Source organism: Nitrosophilus kaiyonis (assembly GCF_027943725.1).
In the GTDB taxonomy this organism is placed as follows: domain Bacteria; phylum Campylobacterota; class Campylobacteria; order Campylobacterales; family Nitratiruptoraceae; genus Nitrosophilus_A; species Nitrosophilus_A kaiyonis.
In genome coordinates this window covers 1,019,567-1,037,579 of sequence record NZ_AP025696.1, presented here as the reverse complement: position 1 = coordinate 1,037,579, position 18,013 = coordinate 1,019,567, and the positions used below count along the sequence as shown (strand labels likewise).

The 18,013-nt window shown below is 28.5% G+C and carries 17 protein-coding genes; 10 read left to right on the top strand and 7 right to left on the bottom strand.

What is annotated here, in order from left to right; translation table 11 throughout:
- Nucleotide 1 precedes the first annotated feature (1 nt).
- Both QML81_RS05550 and QML81_RS05545 read right to left on the bottom strand, forming a co-directional pair.
- Nucleotides 2-883: a DMT family transporter gene (locus QML81_RS05550; RefSeq protein ID WP_281950425.1), complete on the bottom strand. Its 882-nt coding sequence runs from the start codon at nucleotides 881-883 to the stop codon at nucleotides 2-4.
- Nucleotides 884-1,252: 369 nt separating this feature from the next.
- Nucleotides 1,253-1,999: a DUF3108 domain-containing protein gene (locus QML81_RS05545; RefSeq protein ID WP_281950424.1), complete on the bottom strand. Its 747-nt coding sequence runs from the start codon at nucleotides 1,997-1,999 to the stop codon at nucleotides 1,253-1,255.
- Nucleotides 2,000-2,077: 78 nt separating this feature from the next.
- Between QML81_RS05545 and QML81_RS05540 the strand changes: the two genes are divergently transcribed.
- From QML81_RS05540 to QML81_RS05495, 10 genes are all read left to right on the top strand, one after another.
- Nucleotides 2,078-4,066, top strand: a complete 1,989-nt coding sequence (locus QML81_RS05540) for a mechanosensitive ion channel domain-containing protein (protein ID WP_281950423.1) — start codon at nucleotides 2,078-2,080, stop codon at nucleotides 4,064-4,066.
- On the top strand, nucleotides 4,063-5,448 hold the full coding sequence (der, locus tag QML81_RS05535) for a ribosome biogenesis GTPase Der (protein WP_281950422.1): 1,386 nt from the start codon (nucleotides 4,063-4,065) through the stop codon (nucleotides 5,446-5,448). The genes QML81_RS05540 and der overlap by 4 nt, the downstream gene beginning before the upstream one ends.
- 393 nt (nucleotides 5,449-5,841) lie before the next feature.
- Nucleotides 5,842-6,840: a tryptophan--tRNA ligase gene (gene trpS / locus QML81_RS05530; protein ID WP_281950421.1), complete on the top strand. Its 999-nt coding sequence runs from the start codon at nucleotides 5,842-5,844 to the stop codon at nucleotides 6,838-6,840.
- 9 nt (nucleotides 6,841-6,849) lie between these two features.
- Nucleotides 6,850-7,197: a DUF190 domain-containing protein gene (locus tag QML81_RS05525; RefSeq protein ID WP_281950420.1), complete on the top strand. Its 348-nt coding sequence runs from the start codon at nucleotides 6,850-6,852 to the stop codon at nucleotides 7,195-7,197.
- Nucleotides 7,198-7,317: 120 nt separating this feature from the next.
- Complete coding sequence (crcB, locus tag QML81_RS05520) at nucleotides 7,318-7,704, top strand: fluoride efflux transporter CrcB (protein WP_281950419.1); 387 nt, start codon at nucleotides 7,318-7,320, stop codon at nucleotides 7,702-7,704.
- Nucleotides 7,704-7,934 (top strand): hypothetical protein, encoded by a 231-nt coding sequence (locus QML81_RS05515; protein WP_281950418.1) that lies wholly within the window; start codon nucleotides 7,704-7,706, stop codon nucleotides 7,932-7,934. The genes crcB and QML81_RS05515 overlap by 1 nt, the downstream gene beginning before the upstream one ends.
- On the top strand, nucleotides 7,934-8,935 hold the full coding sequence (locus tag QML81_RS05510; RefSeq protein WP_281950417.1) for an amidoligase family protein: 1,002 nt from the start codon (nucleotides 7,934-7,936) through the stop codon (nucleotides 8,933-8,935). Before QML81_RS05515 ends, QML81_RS05510 begins: the two co-directional genes overlap by 1 nt.
- A complete protein-coding gene (locus tag QML81_RS05505) occupies nucleotides 8,926-9,597 on the top strand; it encodes a gamma-glutamyl-gamma-aminobutyrate hydrolase family protein (RefSeq protein ID WP_281950416.1) in 672 nt (223 codons plus the stop codon). The genes QML81_RS05510 and QML81_RS05505 overlap by 10 nt, the downstream gene beginning before the upstream one ends.
- Nucleotides 9,598-9,640: 43 nt before the next feature.
- Nucleotides 9,641-10,885 carry a serine--tRNA ligase gene (serS, locus tag QML81_RS05500; protein WP_281950415.1) on the top strand — a complete coding sequence of 415 codons (1,245 nt, stop codon included), beginning with the start codon at nucleotides 9,641-9,643 and terminating at the stop codon, nucleotides 10,883-10,885.
- Between the two features lie 91 nt (nucleotides 10,886-10,976).
- A complete protein-coding gene (locus QML81_RS05495; protein ID WP_281950414.1) occupies nucleotides 10,977-11,837 on the top strand; it encodes a PilZ domain-containing protein in 861 nt (286 codons plus the stop codon).
- A gap of 9 nt (nucleotides 11,838-11,846) precedes the next feature.
- On the opposite strand, the gene QML81_RS05490 is transcribed toward QML81_RS05495, so the two are convergent.
- The 5 genes from QML81_RS05490 to QML81_RS05470 form a co-directional block, all read right to left on the bottom strand.
- A complete protein-coding gene (locus tag QML81_RS05490) occupies nucleotides 11,847-13,424 on the bottom strand; it encodes a 2-isopropylmalate synthase (protein ID WP_281950413.1) in 1,578 nt (525 codons plus the stop codon).
- A gap of 29 nt (nucleotides 13,425-13,453) precedes the next feature.
- Nucleotides 13,454-14,182 (bottom strand): CDP-diacylglycerol--serine O-phosphatidyltransferase, encoded by a 729-nt coding sequence (gene pssA / locus QML81_RS05485; RefSeq protein ID WP_425596319.1) that lies wholly within the window; start codon nucleotides 14,180-14,182, stop codon nucleotides 13,454-13,456.
- The gene (locus QML81_RS05480) at nucleotides 14,175-14,804 is read right to left on the bottom strand and encodes a phosphatidylserine decarboxylase (protein WP_281950412.1); all 630 of its coding nucleotides are present in this window, start codon (nucleotides 14,802-14,804) and stop codon (nucleotides 14,175-14,177) included. The genes pssA and QML81_RS05480 overlap by 8 nt, the downstream gene beginning before the upstream one ends.
- 2 nt (nucleotides 14,805-14,806) lie before the next feature.
- Nucleotides 14,807-16,831 (bottom strand): ATP-dependent zinc metalloprotease FtsH, encoded by a 2,025-nt coding sequence (gene ftsH, locus QML81_RS05475; protein ID WP_281950411.1) that lies wholly within the window; start codon nucleotides 16,829-16,831, stop codon nucleotides 14,807-14,809.
- 136 nt (nucleotides 16,832-16,967) lie between these two features.
- Nucleotides 16,968-17,795, bottom strand: coding sequence for a 50S ribosomal protein L11 methyltransferase (locus tag QML81_RS05470; RefSeq protein ID WP_281950410.1), 828 nt, complete (start codon nucleotides 17,793-17,795; stop codon nucleotides 16,968-16,970).
- Between the last annotated feature and the right edge of the window lie 218 nt (nucleotides 17,796-18,013).

The window sequence follows — 18,013 nt, the reverse complement described above, 5'->3', positions numbered from 1 at the left end:
ATTATCTCCTAGCTACTAAAATTCCACTAATTATTATTAAGATTATACCCAAAATCTTTATAAATTCTGGGAAAGAGTCCCCTAAAAAAATTACACCTAAAATAATAGAAAAAATTATATTCGAATAACTGATGGTTCCAACAATTCCAGCTTTACTTGCACCATATGCTTTTGTCATATATATTTGAGCTAAAGTTGCAAAAAGACCCATAAAAAAAATATATATCCACATATATCCATTTGGCATTACAAATTGGCTAAACATAAAATCAAGCTCTTTTATATTTATATATTCTGAAATTGCCATTAAAATAATAGGTCCTATAGTGCCTACACCCATAAAAGATAGTACTATTGCTCTTGTATCATAATATTTTTTCAACTCCTTTACACTTGTATACGCTAAAGCTGCGCCAATACCACTTAAAATTCCTAAAAGATCATATTTATCAAAAGGAGTGTAAAAAGGATCAGTTATAAATATTATCCCAATAAAACCAATAAATAGTGCAATCCACCCTCTTTTGCCCAGAGCCTCTTTTAAAAACAAAAATGCAAATAGAGCAGTAAAAATAGGAGAAGTTTTTGAGTATGTCATCGCTTCACCTAAAGGAATATGAGCAATATCATAAAAAAAAAATAAAAGCGCCAAAAATCCCATTAAACCTCTAAATAAAAGAAGTAGTGGTTTTCCTCCTTTATGCTTCATTGGTTTTATAAACAAAGAGAAACCTACAAAAATAACACCAAAAATATTTCTAAAAAATACAACCTCCAAAGATGGCAATTTTTGGCTAAGTAACTTAGCAAATACTCCCATACCAGCAAATAAAAGCGATGCAAAAAGCATATACCATATGCCTATTTCAACTCTTTTTAACACACTCCCCCTTTTTTGATAATAGTCGTTAGTCATTGGACATTAGATATTAGATATTAGACATTAAATATTTGGCATTGGTAATTAAAACCTCTGAAAAATTACAAATTGAACGAAGACTTTGAAATTTTAGCTTAAAAATTTTATGTTGGCCTTTAGGCCAAAAAAGTGCACTCACCCGTAAGGGCGCTTGCGTTTGCACTTTTTAATAAAATTTTTAAGCGTTAGTTAACTAAAAATTTCAACTCGCCTGAGTGAAATTTGGTAATTTTCAGAACATTCAATTAGGAATTAGTTTTTGGCTATCACTATTTTATACTAATGACTAATGACTTAATGACCAATGACTTTCAAACTTTCTAACTCCACTACTTATTCTCTAACTTCCAGTCTTTTCAACTTTCCTACAATATCACCAAATAAAATAACATCTTTAAGCATTGCTTTTTTAGTAAAACCATTATCATTCATTACTATATATAATTTTCCCTCTTTTGATGCAAAAATTTTTTGATATATAGTTACAACCAAATACTTTCCATCCTCATTTAATAGTTCTTTTAACTCTTTAAGTGTATGTCCAGAAGGTATTTCAATATCAATTTTCCCATCTTTTCTATTTCCTCCAACTGCATAAAATGTATATCTTTTTTTTCCGCTTTTTTTAAAATCGATATATTTATTAATATTAAAATATAAAGATAACAGATCATCTTTTGCATAATATTTTAATGTTTCATCTTTCCTTTTATCTAATTTTCCATTTTTATATCTCTCAACATGCACATAAATCTTTCTATTTTTATGATCAAATTTGTAAATTTTTATATCCTTTTTTTTACTTGATTGTCTAACTTTTTTATAGACTAAAGGAACAAGTCTGCCATTTTCAATAATTCCTTCACTAATATAAGACTCTTTTCTATTATTACTTAATATTTTTGCTAAGCCTTCAGCTTTTGCACTTATTTCAATTTTGTATCTATTTTCTTTTTTTACTAAAATTGCTTCTGATTTGCCTACTTTACCAAATAGTCCATAAGACACATCATATTTTGCTTTTATAATCTCAGAATGCAAAGAGACTATAAATATTAAAATAAAAAGAAAATACTTCATTAAAATACCTTTCTTTAATCGTTTTTTAGATAAAATTTAAGCAATTATATCAACTATTTGTGAAGAAAAGGTGAAAAATTGAAAAAAATATTATTAGTTTTTACTCTATTTTGCTCTATTTTATTTTCTGCTCAAATTAATGAATCCTTTATTAAAGATAAAAATGCAACTACTATCTTTAAAAACATATTGAAAGATTTACAATCTAAAAATGACCCTCAATCAAATCTTCAAAAAACAATAATTTATAAAATATTAAATATTTCAAAAGAAAAAATAAAACCTTTAGACCTAGAAAAAATTGCTATCAAAAATCAAAAAGATTTTATTGATACTTTTATAAAAGTTGCAAAAAAATATGCTGATGCTCAAAAACACAAAATATCTTTAGATGTTTTGCAAGAGCAACTCGATGATATTGAAAAAGAGTTATCAAACCTTGATGAAAATGCAACAAATGTTTTAACTTTGCAACTTGAATATGCATATTATTATAAAAAAATAGAAAAATATAAAAAAGATATAGATTATATAGAAAAAAACTTTTATACATGGCTTAGCAATCTGTACCCACATTTAAAAAAAATAAAATTTAATATAAAAAATTTAGATAAACAAATAAAAGATATAGATAAAAAAATAATTTTATTAGATAAAAAAATAAAAAAATTAAATGCTCAAAAAGAGCGATGGGAAATACTTGAAAAAGAAAAATATGTTAAAAACATAGAAAAAGAGATTAAAAGAGTAAAAAATTTAAAAGATTCATATCTTATCACAAAAATTGAACTAAAATTAAATAAGTTTTTTTATCTATTAAAAAATAGAGATGAAAAAGTTTTTGAACTATTAAAAGAGATAGATACATTAGCAAATAATTTATCAAAAGAGAATATATTTTTAAAAGATGGAATCAAAAAAGGCATAGATTTTTTTATAGAAAAAGAGTTTGGAAAGACAAAAACTATTTTTTATAAATTTAAAGAAAATACTTTCTCTTTTTTAAAAACAAATACATTTTTTAATATTCCTTTATATAAATTTGCTGCTGCTCTTGGAATATTTTTACTTTTTCTATTTTTTAGAAAGCTATTTGCATTAATCATTTTAAAAATGCTTAAAAAAATGGCTTCAAAAACTAAAACTCATGTTGATGATGCTGTTTTAGCAATAGTTGAAGACCCTTTAAAATTTTCTTTTATAATTGTTGGTTTTTATTTGGCAGTTGTAGTAATGGATCTTGAAAATGAAATAGTAGATAAAATTGTAAGATCTATGATAATTTTGACTATTTTTTGGCTCTTTTATGATGCGATAGCCGTACTAGAAGGCTCTATTTATAATTTTGCTAAAAAATTTGGAAAAGAGTTATACAGAGAAATTGGAAACTTTTTTATAAAAACTTTAAAAATCTTTATTTTTGCAGTAGGTCTAGTTGCAATACTTCAAGAATGGAATATAAATGTTAGTGCATTTATCGCTTCACTTGGTCTTGGTGGTTTGGCATTTGCATTAGCTGCAAAAGATACAGCATCAAATCTTTTTGGAGGATTAACTATATTAGCTGATAAATCATTAAAAATTGATGATTGGATAAAAGTTGGAGATGTTGAAGGAACAGTTGAAGATATAGGGCTTAGAACAATAAAGGTAAGAACTTTTGAAAAATCGCTTGTAACAGTTCCAAATCAAATTGTTGCAAATAACCCTATTGAAAACTTTTCAAGAAGAGATATTAGACGTATAAAAATGAGAATAGGCGTTACCTATTCTACTACTAAATCACAGATGGATGATATACTTAAAAATATTAGAAATTTGCTAAAATCTCATCCTCAAATTGACAAAAATAGTACAATTATTGTAAATTTTGACAATTTTGAAGATAGCAGTTTGAGTATATTTATATACTGTTTTACAAATACTGCAAACTGGCAAAAATATTTAGAAATTAAAGAAGATATTAATCTAAAAATAATGGATATTGTAGAAAAAGCTGGAGCTGAATTTGCATTTCCAAGTCAATCAATTTATGTAGAAAAATTACCTAAAATAGAGGAAAAATGAAAAAAATTGTAATTTTAGGAAAACCAAATGTTGGAAAAAGCTCTCTATTTAATAGACTCTTAAAACAAAGAGTTGCTATAACAAGCGAAGTGGCCGGTACCACAAGGGATATTAAAAAAAAGCCTATAAAAATTGGAGAAAAAGAGGCTATTTTAATTGATACTGGTGGACTTGAAGACAGAGATGAACTTTTCAATAAAGTAAAAGAAAAAGCTTTGGAAGCTGCAAAAGAAGCAGATATTGTTCTTTATATGGTTGATGGACAAAAACTCCCTGATGATGAAGACAAAAAAATTTTTTTAGATCTTTTAAAACTTAATAAAGATGTTGCTTTAGTTGTTAATAAAATAGATAATGACAAATTAGAAGAGAATGTTTGGGAGTTTTACTCTTTCGGTACTCAAAATATTTTTCCTATTTCAGTTTCTCATAATAGAAAAGTTAAAAAACTGATTGATTGGATAGAATCAAGACTTCCAAAAAAAGAATTTTTAGTTATAGAAGAGGATGAGGAACTTGATATTGACTCTTTTTTAGAAGAAATTGAAGAGAAAAAAGAAGAGGAATCAAATGAGATAAATGTTGCAATAATTGGGAGAGTAAATGTTGGGAAAAGCTCACTTTTAAATGCTCTTTTGAAAGAAGAGCGCTCTATTGTTAGTGACGTTGCAGGGACTACTATTGATGTAGTTGATGAAACATATCTATATAAAGATAAAGTTATTACATTTGTTGATACTGCAGGTATTAGACGAAGAGGAAAAATTAAAGGATTAGAAAAATTTGCGCTCAACAGAACAGAAAAAATGCTTCAAAGAAGCGATATAGCTTTGGTCGTACTTGATGCAAGCGAAGGATTTAGCGAACAAGATGAAAAAATTGCAGGACTTGTAGATAGATACAATCTTGGATGCATAATCGTTTTAAATAAATGGGATGAAGCTAAAATGAGCTATGAAGAGGCTATAAAAAAAGTTAGAGATAGATTTAGATTTTTAAATTTTGCCCCAGTGATAACAGTTAGTGCAAAAACAAAAAAAAGAGTTGACAAAATATATGATTTAATACTAAAAGTTTATAAAAACTATTCAAGTTGGATACCAACTTCTAAATTAAATAAAATTATAAAAGAGGCAACTCAAAGACATGCAATTCCATCATATTATGGCAAACCAGTAAATATACTATTTGCAACACAATATGAAACAAAACCACCAAAAATTGCTCTAATTATGAATAGACCTGAAGGACTTCATTTTAGTTACAAAAGATATCTTATAAATAAACTAAGAGAAAATTTTGACCTTGAGGGAACACCTGTTATATTAACTCCTCGCAAAAGAGGGGAAAGGGATGAGGAGTCGTCAGTCAATAGTCATTAGTCATTGGTTATTGGAGTTAAGATTTAAGTGAGCAAGGGCAAAGCGAAGCTTTGAGCAAGCAAACTGCTTTGCTTGCGTCCCGAAGCGAAAGCTGTGAGTATATGCGAAGCCGAAATTCAAGGAATTTCGTGTCTGAGCATACGAACAGCTGGTTTACATTAATGAAAATAAAGTGAGCGAAGCAAGCGAAGATTTTCGGTTAAATATTATGTAAGTTGAGTGAGAAAGTAAGAAAGTGAAATAGGGACATAACGGGATAGTGGATAGTGATAATTTAATACTAATACTAACACTAATTCCCAATGTCAAATGTTTAATCACGATTCACGAATTACGATTCACGGTTTACGATTTACGAATCACGAATTACGAACTACAAAACAAAGGAGAAAAATGCGAATTGTTAGCGGTATGAGACCCACGGGTAAACTTCATCTTGGCCACTATCTTGGAGTATTAAAAAATTGGATAGATCTTCAAAAAGAGAATGAATGCTTTTTCTTTGTTGCTGATTGGCATGCACTATCTACAAGTTATGAAGATAAGCTAAATCTCAAAAATTTGAGTAAAGAGTTAGTAAAAGATTGGATTGCAGCAGGCATTGATCCAGATAAAAGTACAATTTTTATACAAAGCAATATAAAAGAGCATTCTGAGCTATATGTAATTTTAAATATGATAACACCTCTTGGTTGGCTTGAAAGAAATCCAACATATAAAGATCAACTTCAACAGCTTCAAGAAAAAGGCGGAAAAGATATAAGAACTGGAGGATTTTTAACATATCCAGTTTTACAAACAGCAGATATTATTCTTTATGATGCAAACAAAGTTCCAATTGGAGAAGATCAAAGACCTCATCTTGAAATAGCTAGGGAGATAGTTAGAAGATTTCATCATCTTTTTGATTGTGAAATTTTTACTGAACCTCAAGAGCTTTTAAGTCCTACTCCAAGACTTTTAGGACTTGATGGCAGAAAAATGAGCAAAAGCTATAATAATGCGATTTATTTAACAGATACAAAAGATGAAATATGGCAAAAACTTAGAGTTGCAAAGACTGATCCTCAAAGAGTAAGAAAAACCGATCCAGGTGATCCTCAAAAATGTTTGGTTTTTGACTATCATAAAGCTTTTAGTGACGAAGAGACAATAAAAAAAGTAGAAGAAGGATGCAAAAATGCAACAATTGGCTGTATTGAGTGTAAAAAATGGTGTCTTGAATCAATAGAAAAAGTATTAGAGCCAATGAGGGAAAAAAGAGCCACTTTAAATGATGAATATATAGATAATATTATAAATGAGGGAAATCAAAAGGCCAAAGATATTGCATCTAAAAAAATGCAAAAAGTAAATGAAGCAGTTTTTGAGATAAAATGTAGTATTGATTAAAGGAAAAAAATGAAACGCTATTTAGGTCCAAGAAAAATATTAAGAATATATATAGATAATGATGATAAATATGAAAATAAACCCTTATGGGAAGCCATATTAAAAAAAGCTAAAGAGAATGGAATATCTGGTGCTACTGTTTTTAAAGGTGTTGCAGGAATGGGAGCACACTCAGAAATTAGTTCATTTTCTATTTGGAGTATGAGTCAAAAATTACCAATTATTATAGAAATAATAGATAAAGAAGATAAAATTATGAGTTTTTTAAGAAATGTTGAGCTTATGATTGAAGAGGGATTGGTTACTTTAATGGATGTTGATGTAATAAGCTATAAACATCCAAAATTTGAACAATAAATTAGTAATTAGTAATTGGTTATTAATTATTGATAAAAATACTTTATATATTCTCAATTCTAAATTGCCTATACACCAATATACTAATACACTAATAACTATTATCTTTTGGAGCAAAATATGAATATTAGCTTAATTTTTGCTATAGGAATTGGCGGATTTTTTGGAGCAGTTAGTAGATTTTTAATATCAACATTTATTCAAAAATTTACAGGCTCTTTTTTTCCTTTGGGAACCCTTGGTGTTAACATGCTGGGGAGTTTTATTATTGGATTTTTGGCTCTTTATTTTGAAAATGTTATCTCTCCAAATCAAAAAGCTCTATTAATAACAGGTTTTTTAGGTGCACTAACAACTTTTTCAACATTTAGTTATGAAACAGTTTCTATGCTTCAAAATTCATTATATTATAGAGCTATTACAAATATTACTTTAAATGTTTTTTTATCCATTCTATCAACAATAGCAGGTATAATTTTGTTTAAAAAGATATATGGAGGAATTTAATGTATAAAATAGAGCTTGAAAAAATGTGTGGATGTGCAAAAAAAGATGAAAAACTAAAAAGTGAATGGTTAGATAAAAGTTTTGATAATTTAAAAGAGGCAGAATTTGAAGCTTTAAGACTTGCAAATCATGCAAATGCTAACTGGTGTAAAAAACATAGATTTTATGCTATACAAGAAGATAATATTATAAAAGTTATTGTGGAGATGGCCTGCCCTAAAGAGATATAATGCAAGATTTTATCCTTCCACCAATAAAAATCAATACAAATAATGAGTTAAGAAAGGTAGGATTTGAGATAGAATATAGCGGCATTACTTTAAAAGAGTGTGCTGCAATTATTATAGAGTTATTTGGCGGGAAAATAATAAAAGATAAAGTCTATTTTATAAAGATAAAAGATACAATATTTGGAGATTTTATACTTTATATTGATAGTAAATTTTTAAGAGAATTTGAAGAAAAATATAAAAATCTCTTTTTAGATAAAAAAGAGATTGAAAATATTGAAGATATTTTATTATCTATTTCAGAAACTATAGTGCCTTATGAGATAGTAACTCCACCTATAAAATTAGACTCTTTGCAAAAAATAGAAACTTTAAGAGAAAAACTTAAAAAAAGAGGTGCTCTTGGCACAAAATCTTCTATTTTTTTCGCTTTTGGATTGCATATAAATATAGAAACTTATTCATTTGAACCATCTGAAATTTTAGATATTTTAAGATCTTTTTTGATTTTATATGATTGGATAAAAGAAAAAAGCAATATAGATTTAACAAGAAAACTTACTTGGTTTATTGATCCATTTGAAATAGATTATATTTTAAAAGTTATAGATTTAGATTATAGACCAGATATTGATAATCTTATTGCAGATTATATCTTATATAATCCAACAAGAAATAGAGCTCTTGATCTTTTGCCACTTTTTGCATTTATTAATGAGAATGTAAAAAAGAAACTTCCAAATGAAAAAATATCCCCAAGACCTGCTTTTCATTATAGGCTCCCAAATTCTAGAATTGATGAAGATGATTGGTCAATTGCAAAAGAGTTTAATTACTGGAGCCTAATAGAACATTTAGCCTATCAAAAAACGAAATTAAAAAAGCTATGTACAGAGTATAAAGAGTTTTTAAAATCTCCTTTATGGTTTATAACATCTTCTTGGGTAGATAAAATTGATAGTTTTATAAAAAAAGAGTTTAAGGAATTTTATTGTCTATAAAAATCTTAGTTACAGGTTCAGATAGAGGAAGTAAAATTGCTTGGAGCTTTATAAAATTCATTTTAAAAACATATAAAACAAAGCCTATATTTATATCTCCAAAAAATTTTAATAAAAATATTGAGTTTAATGGACTTATAATTAGTGGCGGGATTGATATAAATCCATCACTTTATGGAGAAACGAGTTATAAATTTTCTAATTTTGATATTAAAAGAGATGAAATGGAGCTCTTTTTTTTAGAAAAAGCCCTAATGAAAAATTTACCGGTATTTGGAATATGTAGAGGAATGCAGTTGATAAATGTTTTTTTTGAAGGGACTTTACATTTTGATATTAAAGATTTAGACCTAAACCATCCCCATCCAAAAACTCCTCTTCCATTAAAAGATGTTTTTATAAAAAAGGACTCTCATCTTTATAAAATCATAATGAGCGAACGCATAAAAGTAAATGCTTTACATCATCAAGCGGTAGATAAAATAGGCCTTGGACTTAAAAAAAGTGCATATGATAAAAATCATATCATTCAGGCAATTGAGCATGAAACTTTAAATATATTAGGAGTTCAGTGGCATCCAGAATTTATGCCTTATTTAAAATCTTCACAAAAAATTTTTAATAATTTTATTAAAAAAGCAAAAAATTTAGAACTTTCATAGTAACTTTTCATTATAATTTTTAAAAAAAATATTGGGAGATTATATGCTTGATCTGAAACTTTTAGAAAAAAATTTTGATGAAATTGCCAAAAAACTTCAAACAAAAGGTGTTGAGGAGCGATTACTACTTGAGTTAAAAGAGCTTTTTTCAAAATATAAAGAGGAAAAAAGAGTCTTAGAAGAGTTTCAAGCAAAACAAAATCAATTCTCAAAACTTTTTGGTATATATAAAAAAGAGGGAAAAGATATAAATGAGCTAAAAATTCAGGTTGATGAAAACAAAGCAAAAATTATAGCTCATCAAGAGATTGTAAAAGATATAGAAGAAGAATTGAAAAAGCTTGCTTTACAAATACCAAATATTCCAGATCCAGATGTTCCAATAGGAAAAGATGAAGAGGATAATGTTGAATTAAAAAAAGTTTTAGAGCCTAAAAAGTTTGATTTTACTCCAAAAGAGCATTGGGAGCTAGGAGAAAAACTTGATTGGATAGATTTTAAAAGAGGAGTAAAGCTTGCTAAAAGTAGATTTGCTGTTTTAAAAAATGAGGCTGCAGCTCTTGAGAGAGCACTAATTAATTATATGCTTGATTTTAATAAAAATAGAGGATTTAAAGAGGTTTATGTTCCATTTTTGGTAAATTCTAAGACACTTCTTGGAACTGGACAACTTCCGAAATTTGAAGATGATCTTTTTAAGATTGAAGATGAAGATCTGTATCTCATCCCAACAGCTGAAGTTCCATTAACAAATCTATATAGAGATGAGATTATTGCAGATTTAAATGAACCAATTAAATTAACAGCATATACTCCATGTTTTAGAAAAGAGGCAGGAAGTGGAGGAAGAGATGTAAGAGGTATGATAAGACAGCATCAATTTGATAAAGTTGAACTTGTAGCTATAACAAAACCTGAAGATAGTGATAAAATGTTTGAAGAGATGGTTAATTGTGCAAGTGATCTTTTAACATCTCTAAATCTTCCTCATAGATGGGTTATGCTTTGTACTGGGGATCTTGGATTTAGTGCAGCTAAAACTATTGATCTTGAAGTGTGGCTACCAGGCCAAAACAGATATAGAGAGATAAGTTCAATCTCAAATACAAGAGATTTTCAAGCTAGACGTGCAATGATAAGATATAAAGATGGCAAGAAAAATCGCCTTGTTCATACTTTAAATGGCTCAAGTCTTGCTGTGGGAAGAACTCTGATTGCCATCATGGAAAATTATCAACAAAAAGATGGATCTATTATAATCCCAGAAATATTGAAAAAATATCTATAAATTTTTAAAATATTTATACTTAATTTGGAACTCTTTTGCAACATGTATATGATACAATTTAATTAATTTAATTTTTTTAGAGGATTTTTTCTTGAAAAATATAAATATTAAACAACTTGCAAAAGAGTTTAAATTAAACGAAAAAGAACAAAATCTTTTAAAAAATATATTAATAATCAAAGATTTTCATAATAATATTAAAGATATTAAAGTTTTTGAAAATTATATAAATAAATGGCTTGAAAAAATCCCAACTATAAAAGAAGAAGATGAAAGATTATTAAAAAGTATAAGAGAGAAATTTCATTTTTTCGAATCCAAATTTCCATTATATAACACAAAATATATAAAAATCAATCAAAAAGCATATATTTTAAATAGTAATAAAATAGAAATAGCACTATATAAAAATAGTGAAAAAAAACTTTTTTGGAAAATATCTCCTAAATTTATAAACCATTTTAAACCAAATGATATTATAAAATTAGGTTTTTTAAGAAAAGAGGATGGTAAATTCTATCTATTTAAAACAAAAATTTTAAATATTCAAAATATATCTGGCATGACTCTGCTTACTACTATGCATTCTGAAAAATTTGAAATTAGACAAAAAAGAAAAAATGATAGATATCCTATAGAAATACCATTAGAAATTAAATATAAAAATATATATAAAAAGACAAGTACATTTATAGGAAATTTTTCTAATATAAGTAAAAATGGAGCACAAATATTTCTAAAAAATTTTGACTCTGAAATTGATAAAGCTGAACCACTTTCATTAAAGTTTTCAATGGACCAAAAAATATTCTTTGTAGAAGCTAATATAAAATATATAATTAAAGAAAATCAAAAAATTGTTATAGGTATTGAATTTAAAAATATAAAAAAAGATTTTGAATCTTCTATTTCAAAATTCATAAATCAACTTTCTCAAAAAAATGACATATAAGCAAAAAGCTTATATGTCATCCCCCTCTTCACATCTTTTTTTCTTTAAAATATCTTTCATTGAGATAAAGCTATTTAATGCTCCAATATATGCTTTAGCACTTGCTATCATTGTATCTATACTTAAACCATGTCCAATAACTGCAGGTTTGCTTTTATCAAAAACAACTTTAACTACAACTTTTGCTAATGCATCTTTTCCTTTGCTAACTGCACTTACTTGATAATCATTAAGTGTGCCTTTATATCCGCTTATCCTATCAATAGTTTTAAATATGGCATCTATTGTTCCATCACCAACACCAGCATCTGTAATCTCTTTATCTTCATATTCAATTGTTACTGCTGCACTTGGTACACCTTCACTACAATCACTAATTTGAAGTTTTTTTAACTTATATACTTCAGGAATACTTGTCAATTCACTCGTAATTATCATCCTTAAATCATCATCAGTTATCTCTTTTTTCTTATCAGCTAAAATTTTAAATCGCTCAAATGCTTTATTTAACTCCTCGTCACTCAAATCAAATCCCAAAGATTTTATTCTCTCTTTAAACGCATGTCTTCCCGAATGTTTTCCTAAAACAATTCTATTTGTCTCAAATCCGATATCTTCTGCTCGCATAATCTCATATGTCTCTTTATGTTTTAAAACTCCATCTTGATGTATTCCACTCTCATGAGCAAACGCATTTCTTCCAACAATAGCTTTATTTGGCTGAGGCTCAATCCCTGTTATTGCTGATACAAGGCGACTTGTTGGATATATCTCTTTAGTATTTATATTTGTATCAATTCCTTTGAAAATATCTTTTCTTGTTTTAATTGCCATAACTACTTCTTCTAAAGCAGCATTTCCAGCCCTTTCTCCAAGACCGTTTATTGTACACTCTATCTGTCTTGCACCATTTAAAACACTATACAAAGAGTTAGCACTTGCAAGACCTAAATCATTATGACAATGAACAGAGATGATAGCCCTATCTTTTATAAAATCTTTTAACTCTTTTATCATCTCTGCCATTTCATGTGGAAGCCTATATCCAACAGTATCTGGGATATTAATAGTTTTAGCACCTACTTTGATTACTTCATCAATTATCTCTTTTAAAAAGCTCATTTCACTTCTACCAGCATCTTCACAGCTAAATTCAACATCATCAACAAAAGTTTTTGCATATTTCACAGCTTCAACTGCTCTTTTTATAACTGTATCAGGTTCCATTCTAAGTTTATATTTCATATGAATTGGACTTGTTGCAATAAAGGTGTGTATTCTTTTTAGTTTTGCATTTTTTATAGCTTCACCTGCAGCTTTTATATCTTTTTCTACAGCTCTTGCCAATGAACAAATAGTACTTTTAGTTACAATCTCACTTATTCTACTTATTGCTTCAAAATCCCCAGGGCTTGCAGCAGCAAAACCAGCTTCAATAATATCCACACCCAATTTTTCAAGCTGTTTTGCTATTTGTATTTTTTCTTCTGTATTCATTGAAGCACCAGGACTTTGCTCACCATCTCTCAAAGTTGTATCAAATATTTTTACAATTTCACTCATTTTTAATTCCTTAGCATAATTCAATTTTTATTAATTGATAATTTTTTTCCATATTATACTATATTTTTTCGTTTTTTTCTAAGTAATACATAAAATAGAGCTCTAAAAATTCCATATAAAATATAAATAGTTATAAAAACAGTGATTCCTTCAATAGGATATAAATACAATAAAGAAAATGTAATAATTAAAATTATCAATATCTTAATAACATACATCTTTTTTAATTCAATTTTTTTAAAACTTGGATATCTTATATTACTAACCATTAAAAATGCACAAATTAGTGCTCCGATTAATAAAAGTAACGAAAAATCTTTTAACATCGGATATTTTTGATACATCAATATCCATACCGCAATAAATACAGCAGCAGTTGGAATTGGAACACCAATAAAAACAGATGGTTCACTAGATGGTGCCATAACATTAAATCTTGCAAGTCTTATAGCTCCAAATACAACAAAGATAGCTGAAACTAAAGAGCCAAATCTACCAAATTCATTACCACAACAAAAATATAAAAGCATAGCAGGAGCCGCACCAAAAGCTACAATATCAGCTAAAGAATCAAACTCCATTCCAAATTTGCTTGTAGTGTGAGTAAGCCTTGCAATTCTTCCATCTAATCCATCAAATATTAAAGATAATAAAATTAGCCAGGCTGCTTTTTCAAACTCTCCTTTAGAAGCAGCGATAATACTAATAACACCAATAAAAGCACTTGCAGCAGTAAAAAGATTTGGCAAAATATAAATAAGCTGAAAATTCATCTTATTCAACTTCTTCCTTTAAGAGTGCAATAGCATTTATCCCACTTACTACTTGATCACCAGGAGTTACTTTAATTTCTACATTTTTTGGCAGAGTTATTTCAAAAAGTGCGTTTGATGCAAAACCTATATTTTCTGTGGCTACACTATCTAAACCTTTTTGTTTAAATATCTCAAATCCGAAAAATCCTAAATAATCAGTTATTGAACTTATCTTTACATCTATTTTTTCATTTTCTAAAAATATTTCAAAAATCTCATTAAGATGTTTGCTCTTTGGAGATTTTAAACACAAATATGCTCCATGTCTTTTTTTTATATCTTTGATTTTACCTGAAATTGGCATCTTTATAAAAGAGTTATCTAATAATGAAGAGTATATTTTTATAGTTTTTTCATTATTATTTTCATCTATTTCTAATACTTTTCCATCAACTGGAGAATAGATTGCATCTTTTTTTATAAATTGGTTTTTCATTTGAGGAACAAAATATATATATGTCAAAAACAAAAAAACTACAAAAGATAGTAAACCAAAAAAATATGAAGGAATTACAAATATAAAAAAAAGTAAAAAAAGAGCAGAAATAAAAACTGCTCTTATTCCCTTTTCATAAAGATATTTTGTCAAAACTACTCCTTAGTAGGCTCTTCATTGTTTAACTCTTTAGATTCTTTTTCTTTTTTCTCATGTTCCGCTTTTGCTCTATTTTTAGCCTCTTCTAAATCTTCATCTTCCTGAACAAGTTTTGATTTTATTCCATGTTTTTCTTCAAACTCTTTTATAATCTCTCTAACTCTTTTACCCTCTAATACCTCTTTTTCAAAAAGCTCTTTTACCATCTCTTCTATTGCTTCACTATACTCTTTTAATCTATTTTTTACATGTTCATATCTTTGGTTTAGGAAATTTTTTATAAACTCATCAACTTCTTCAGCCATTTTTTCACTATACTCTTTTGCTTGAGCAAATCCGCCACCTAAAAATAGGCTTTTTTGTTTTTCTAAAACCATAAGTCCAGCTACTTCGCTCATACCATACATCATTACCATAGATTTTACAATATCTGTTGCTCGCTCTAGATCATTTGCAGCACCTGTACTTATTTCACCAATAAAAATCTCTTCTGCTGCCCTTCCTCCAAGCAATACATCAACTTCAGCAACAAGTTCATGCTTTTGCATTAGATATTTATTCTCTTCTGGTGCATTTAATGTATATCCAAGTGCCGCTAAACCTCTTGGAATAATTGAAACTTTTGTTACTTTTCTAGCTCCTGGTGTAGTCTCAGCAATCAATGCATGGCCACTTTCATGATAAGCAACAATTTTTTTCTCTTTTGGAGAGATTCTTCTACTTTTTTTCTCAAGTCCAGCTATAGCTCTTTCTACTGCTTCTAAAAAGTCCTCTTGTTCAACTTCTGTTTTATTTTTTCTACCTGCTAAAAGCGCAGCTTCATTTACAATATTTGCAAGGTCTGCACCTGCAAGACCAGCCGTTAATTTTGCAATCTCTTTTAAATCAACATCTTTTGCCATTTTTATATGTCTTACATGAACTTTTAATATTGCAAGTCTACCTTCGAAATCTGGCTTATCAACAACAACTGTTCTATCAAATCTGCCAGGTCTTAAAAGAGCTGGATCTAATACTTCTGGTCTATTTGTAGCAGCTAAAACAATAATAGGATATTTTGCACTATCAAATCCATCCATCTCAGCTAAAAGCTGATTTAAAGTCTGCTCTCTTTCATCATTTCCACCTACTGGCCCGGTTGCTGCTCTACTTTTACCAATAGCATCAATCTCATCAATAAAAATAATAGCAGGCGCCTCTTTTTTTGCCTGTTCAAAAAGATCTCTAACCCTTGCAGCACCAACACCAACAAACATCTCAATAAAACTTGACCCACTTACTGCAAAAAACGGAACATTAGCTTCACCTGCAACTGCTTTAGCAAGAAGAGTTTTACCTGTTCCAGGAGGTCCTACAAGAAGTACACCTTTTGGAATTTTTGCACCAAGTCTTACATATCTATCTGGATGTTTTAGAAAGTCTACTATCTCTTTAACCTCTTCTTTCGCCTCTTCAACACCAGCAACATCACTAAATTTTACATTTGGCTTTTCACTATTTATTAGTTTTTTAGCACTACCCATTCCAAGTATTCCACCACCAACACTCTTTTGCATTCGGCTGGCTAAAAACATCCATATTGCAAAAAATATAAATATTGGGATAACCCATCCAAATAGTACTTCACTAAGCCAGTTACTTTCACTATATCCACCATAATCAACACCATTAGCTTCTAAAAGTGGTATAAGTGTTGTATCTTCTGGTACTCTATTTGCAAAATAGATAATTTTATATCCATTTTCTTGGGCAATAGCTTTAATTGTTCTCTGGCCTATTGCTACATATTTTACTTGGCCTTTTTTTATGAGATTTTTCAATTCAGAATAACTTATCTCTTTAGTTTTTTGAATAGGAGCACCTGCCATATGAGTTACAGCACCCTCTCCCATTCCTCCGCCAGTAGGCCCAAGCAAAGATTTAAAAAGTAAAATTATGATAATTGAAAAAATCGCAAATGTTATTAAAGGATTTTTATTAAAAAAATTATCATTTTTCTTTTCTGGTCTCTTTTTTGCCATCTATTTCCTTTCTTTGAAATCGTGAATCGTAATTCGTAATTCGTAATTCGTGAATCGTAAATCGGAACTGGGAATTAAGAATGAGCCTCTTCCCCGCTTCACAGCTTCACCGTTTACCCTCTTCTCCTTCAACCTTCTACCTTTTTTTAAACAATAATGTTATCCATTCATCCTTTTCAATTTTTTTAATAAGATCTAAATCTTTATATTTTTCTAACACATTTTGCAGATATTTGTCAACTATACCAGAAAGTATCAAAAAACCTCCATCTTTTAAGGCATTTTTTAAATCTTTTGCTAAAAAAACTAAAACATCTGCTACAATGTTGGCTATAACTATATCATACTTTTTTTGAAGATTGACTGCACTTCCAACCCAAGCTTTGTTAAATTCAGTTTTATTTAATTTAAAATTTTTTTCTGCTTCTTTGATAGCTAATTCATCTGTATCGCAAATATCAACAACTGCACCTTTTTTAGCTGCTGCTATTGCTAAAATCCCGCTTCCAGTTCCAACATCTAACACCTCATCACCTTTTTTTACAATCTCATCAATTAATTTAAGGCAATTAAGTGTACTTGGATGATGACCTGAACCAAAAGCAAGAGCTGGATCAATTACTATATCAATTTTTCCTTTTTTTGGTTCATACCAACTTGGATGAATATAAAAATTTCCTACTTCAACAGGAGTTATACTTTTTTTATACTCTTCAATCCAATCTATATTTTTTTTCTTCTCAATTTTGATATCAATATCAATATTTTCACTAAAAATATTAGATAAATTTTTTACATACTCTTTTGTTTTTAGGATAATTTCATCCAAAGGCTCTTCACTTCTTAAAATTAAAGAATTTCCATTTTCTTCAATTCCATTATAAAAATGATCCATCAAAAAACTTTCAATTTCATCTTTATGAGAAGACGGAGTAATAACCACTTCATAATAAAACTCTTTCAAATTTCCCCTTTTTTCAGTAAATAGTAATCAGTAGCAAGTGATCAGTGACGAGTAATCATTGATCAGTAAATTGAACATTGGTAATTAGGAATTGGACATTTCACTCCTTACTACCTTATCACCTTACCACCTATCCCGCTACTCCACTAATTCAACTTTCTAACTCTCTCACTCACCTCGCTCAACTAATCTAACCGAAAATCTTCACTTACTTCGCT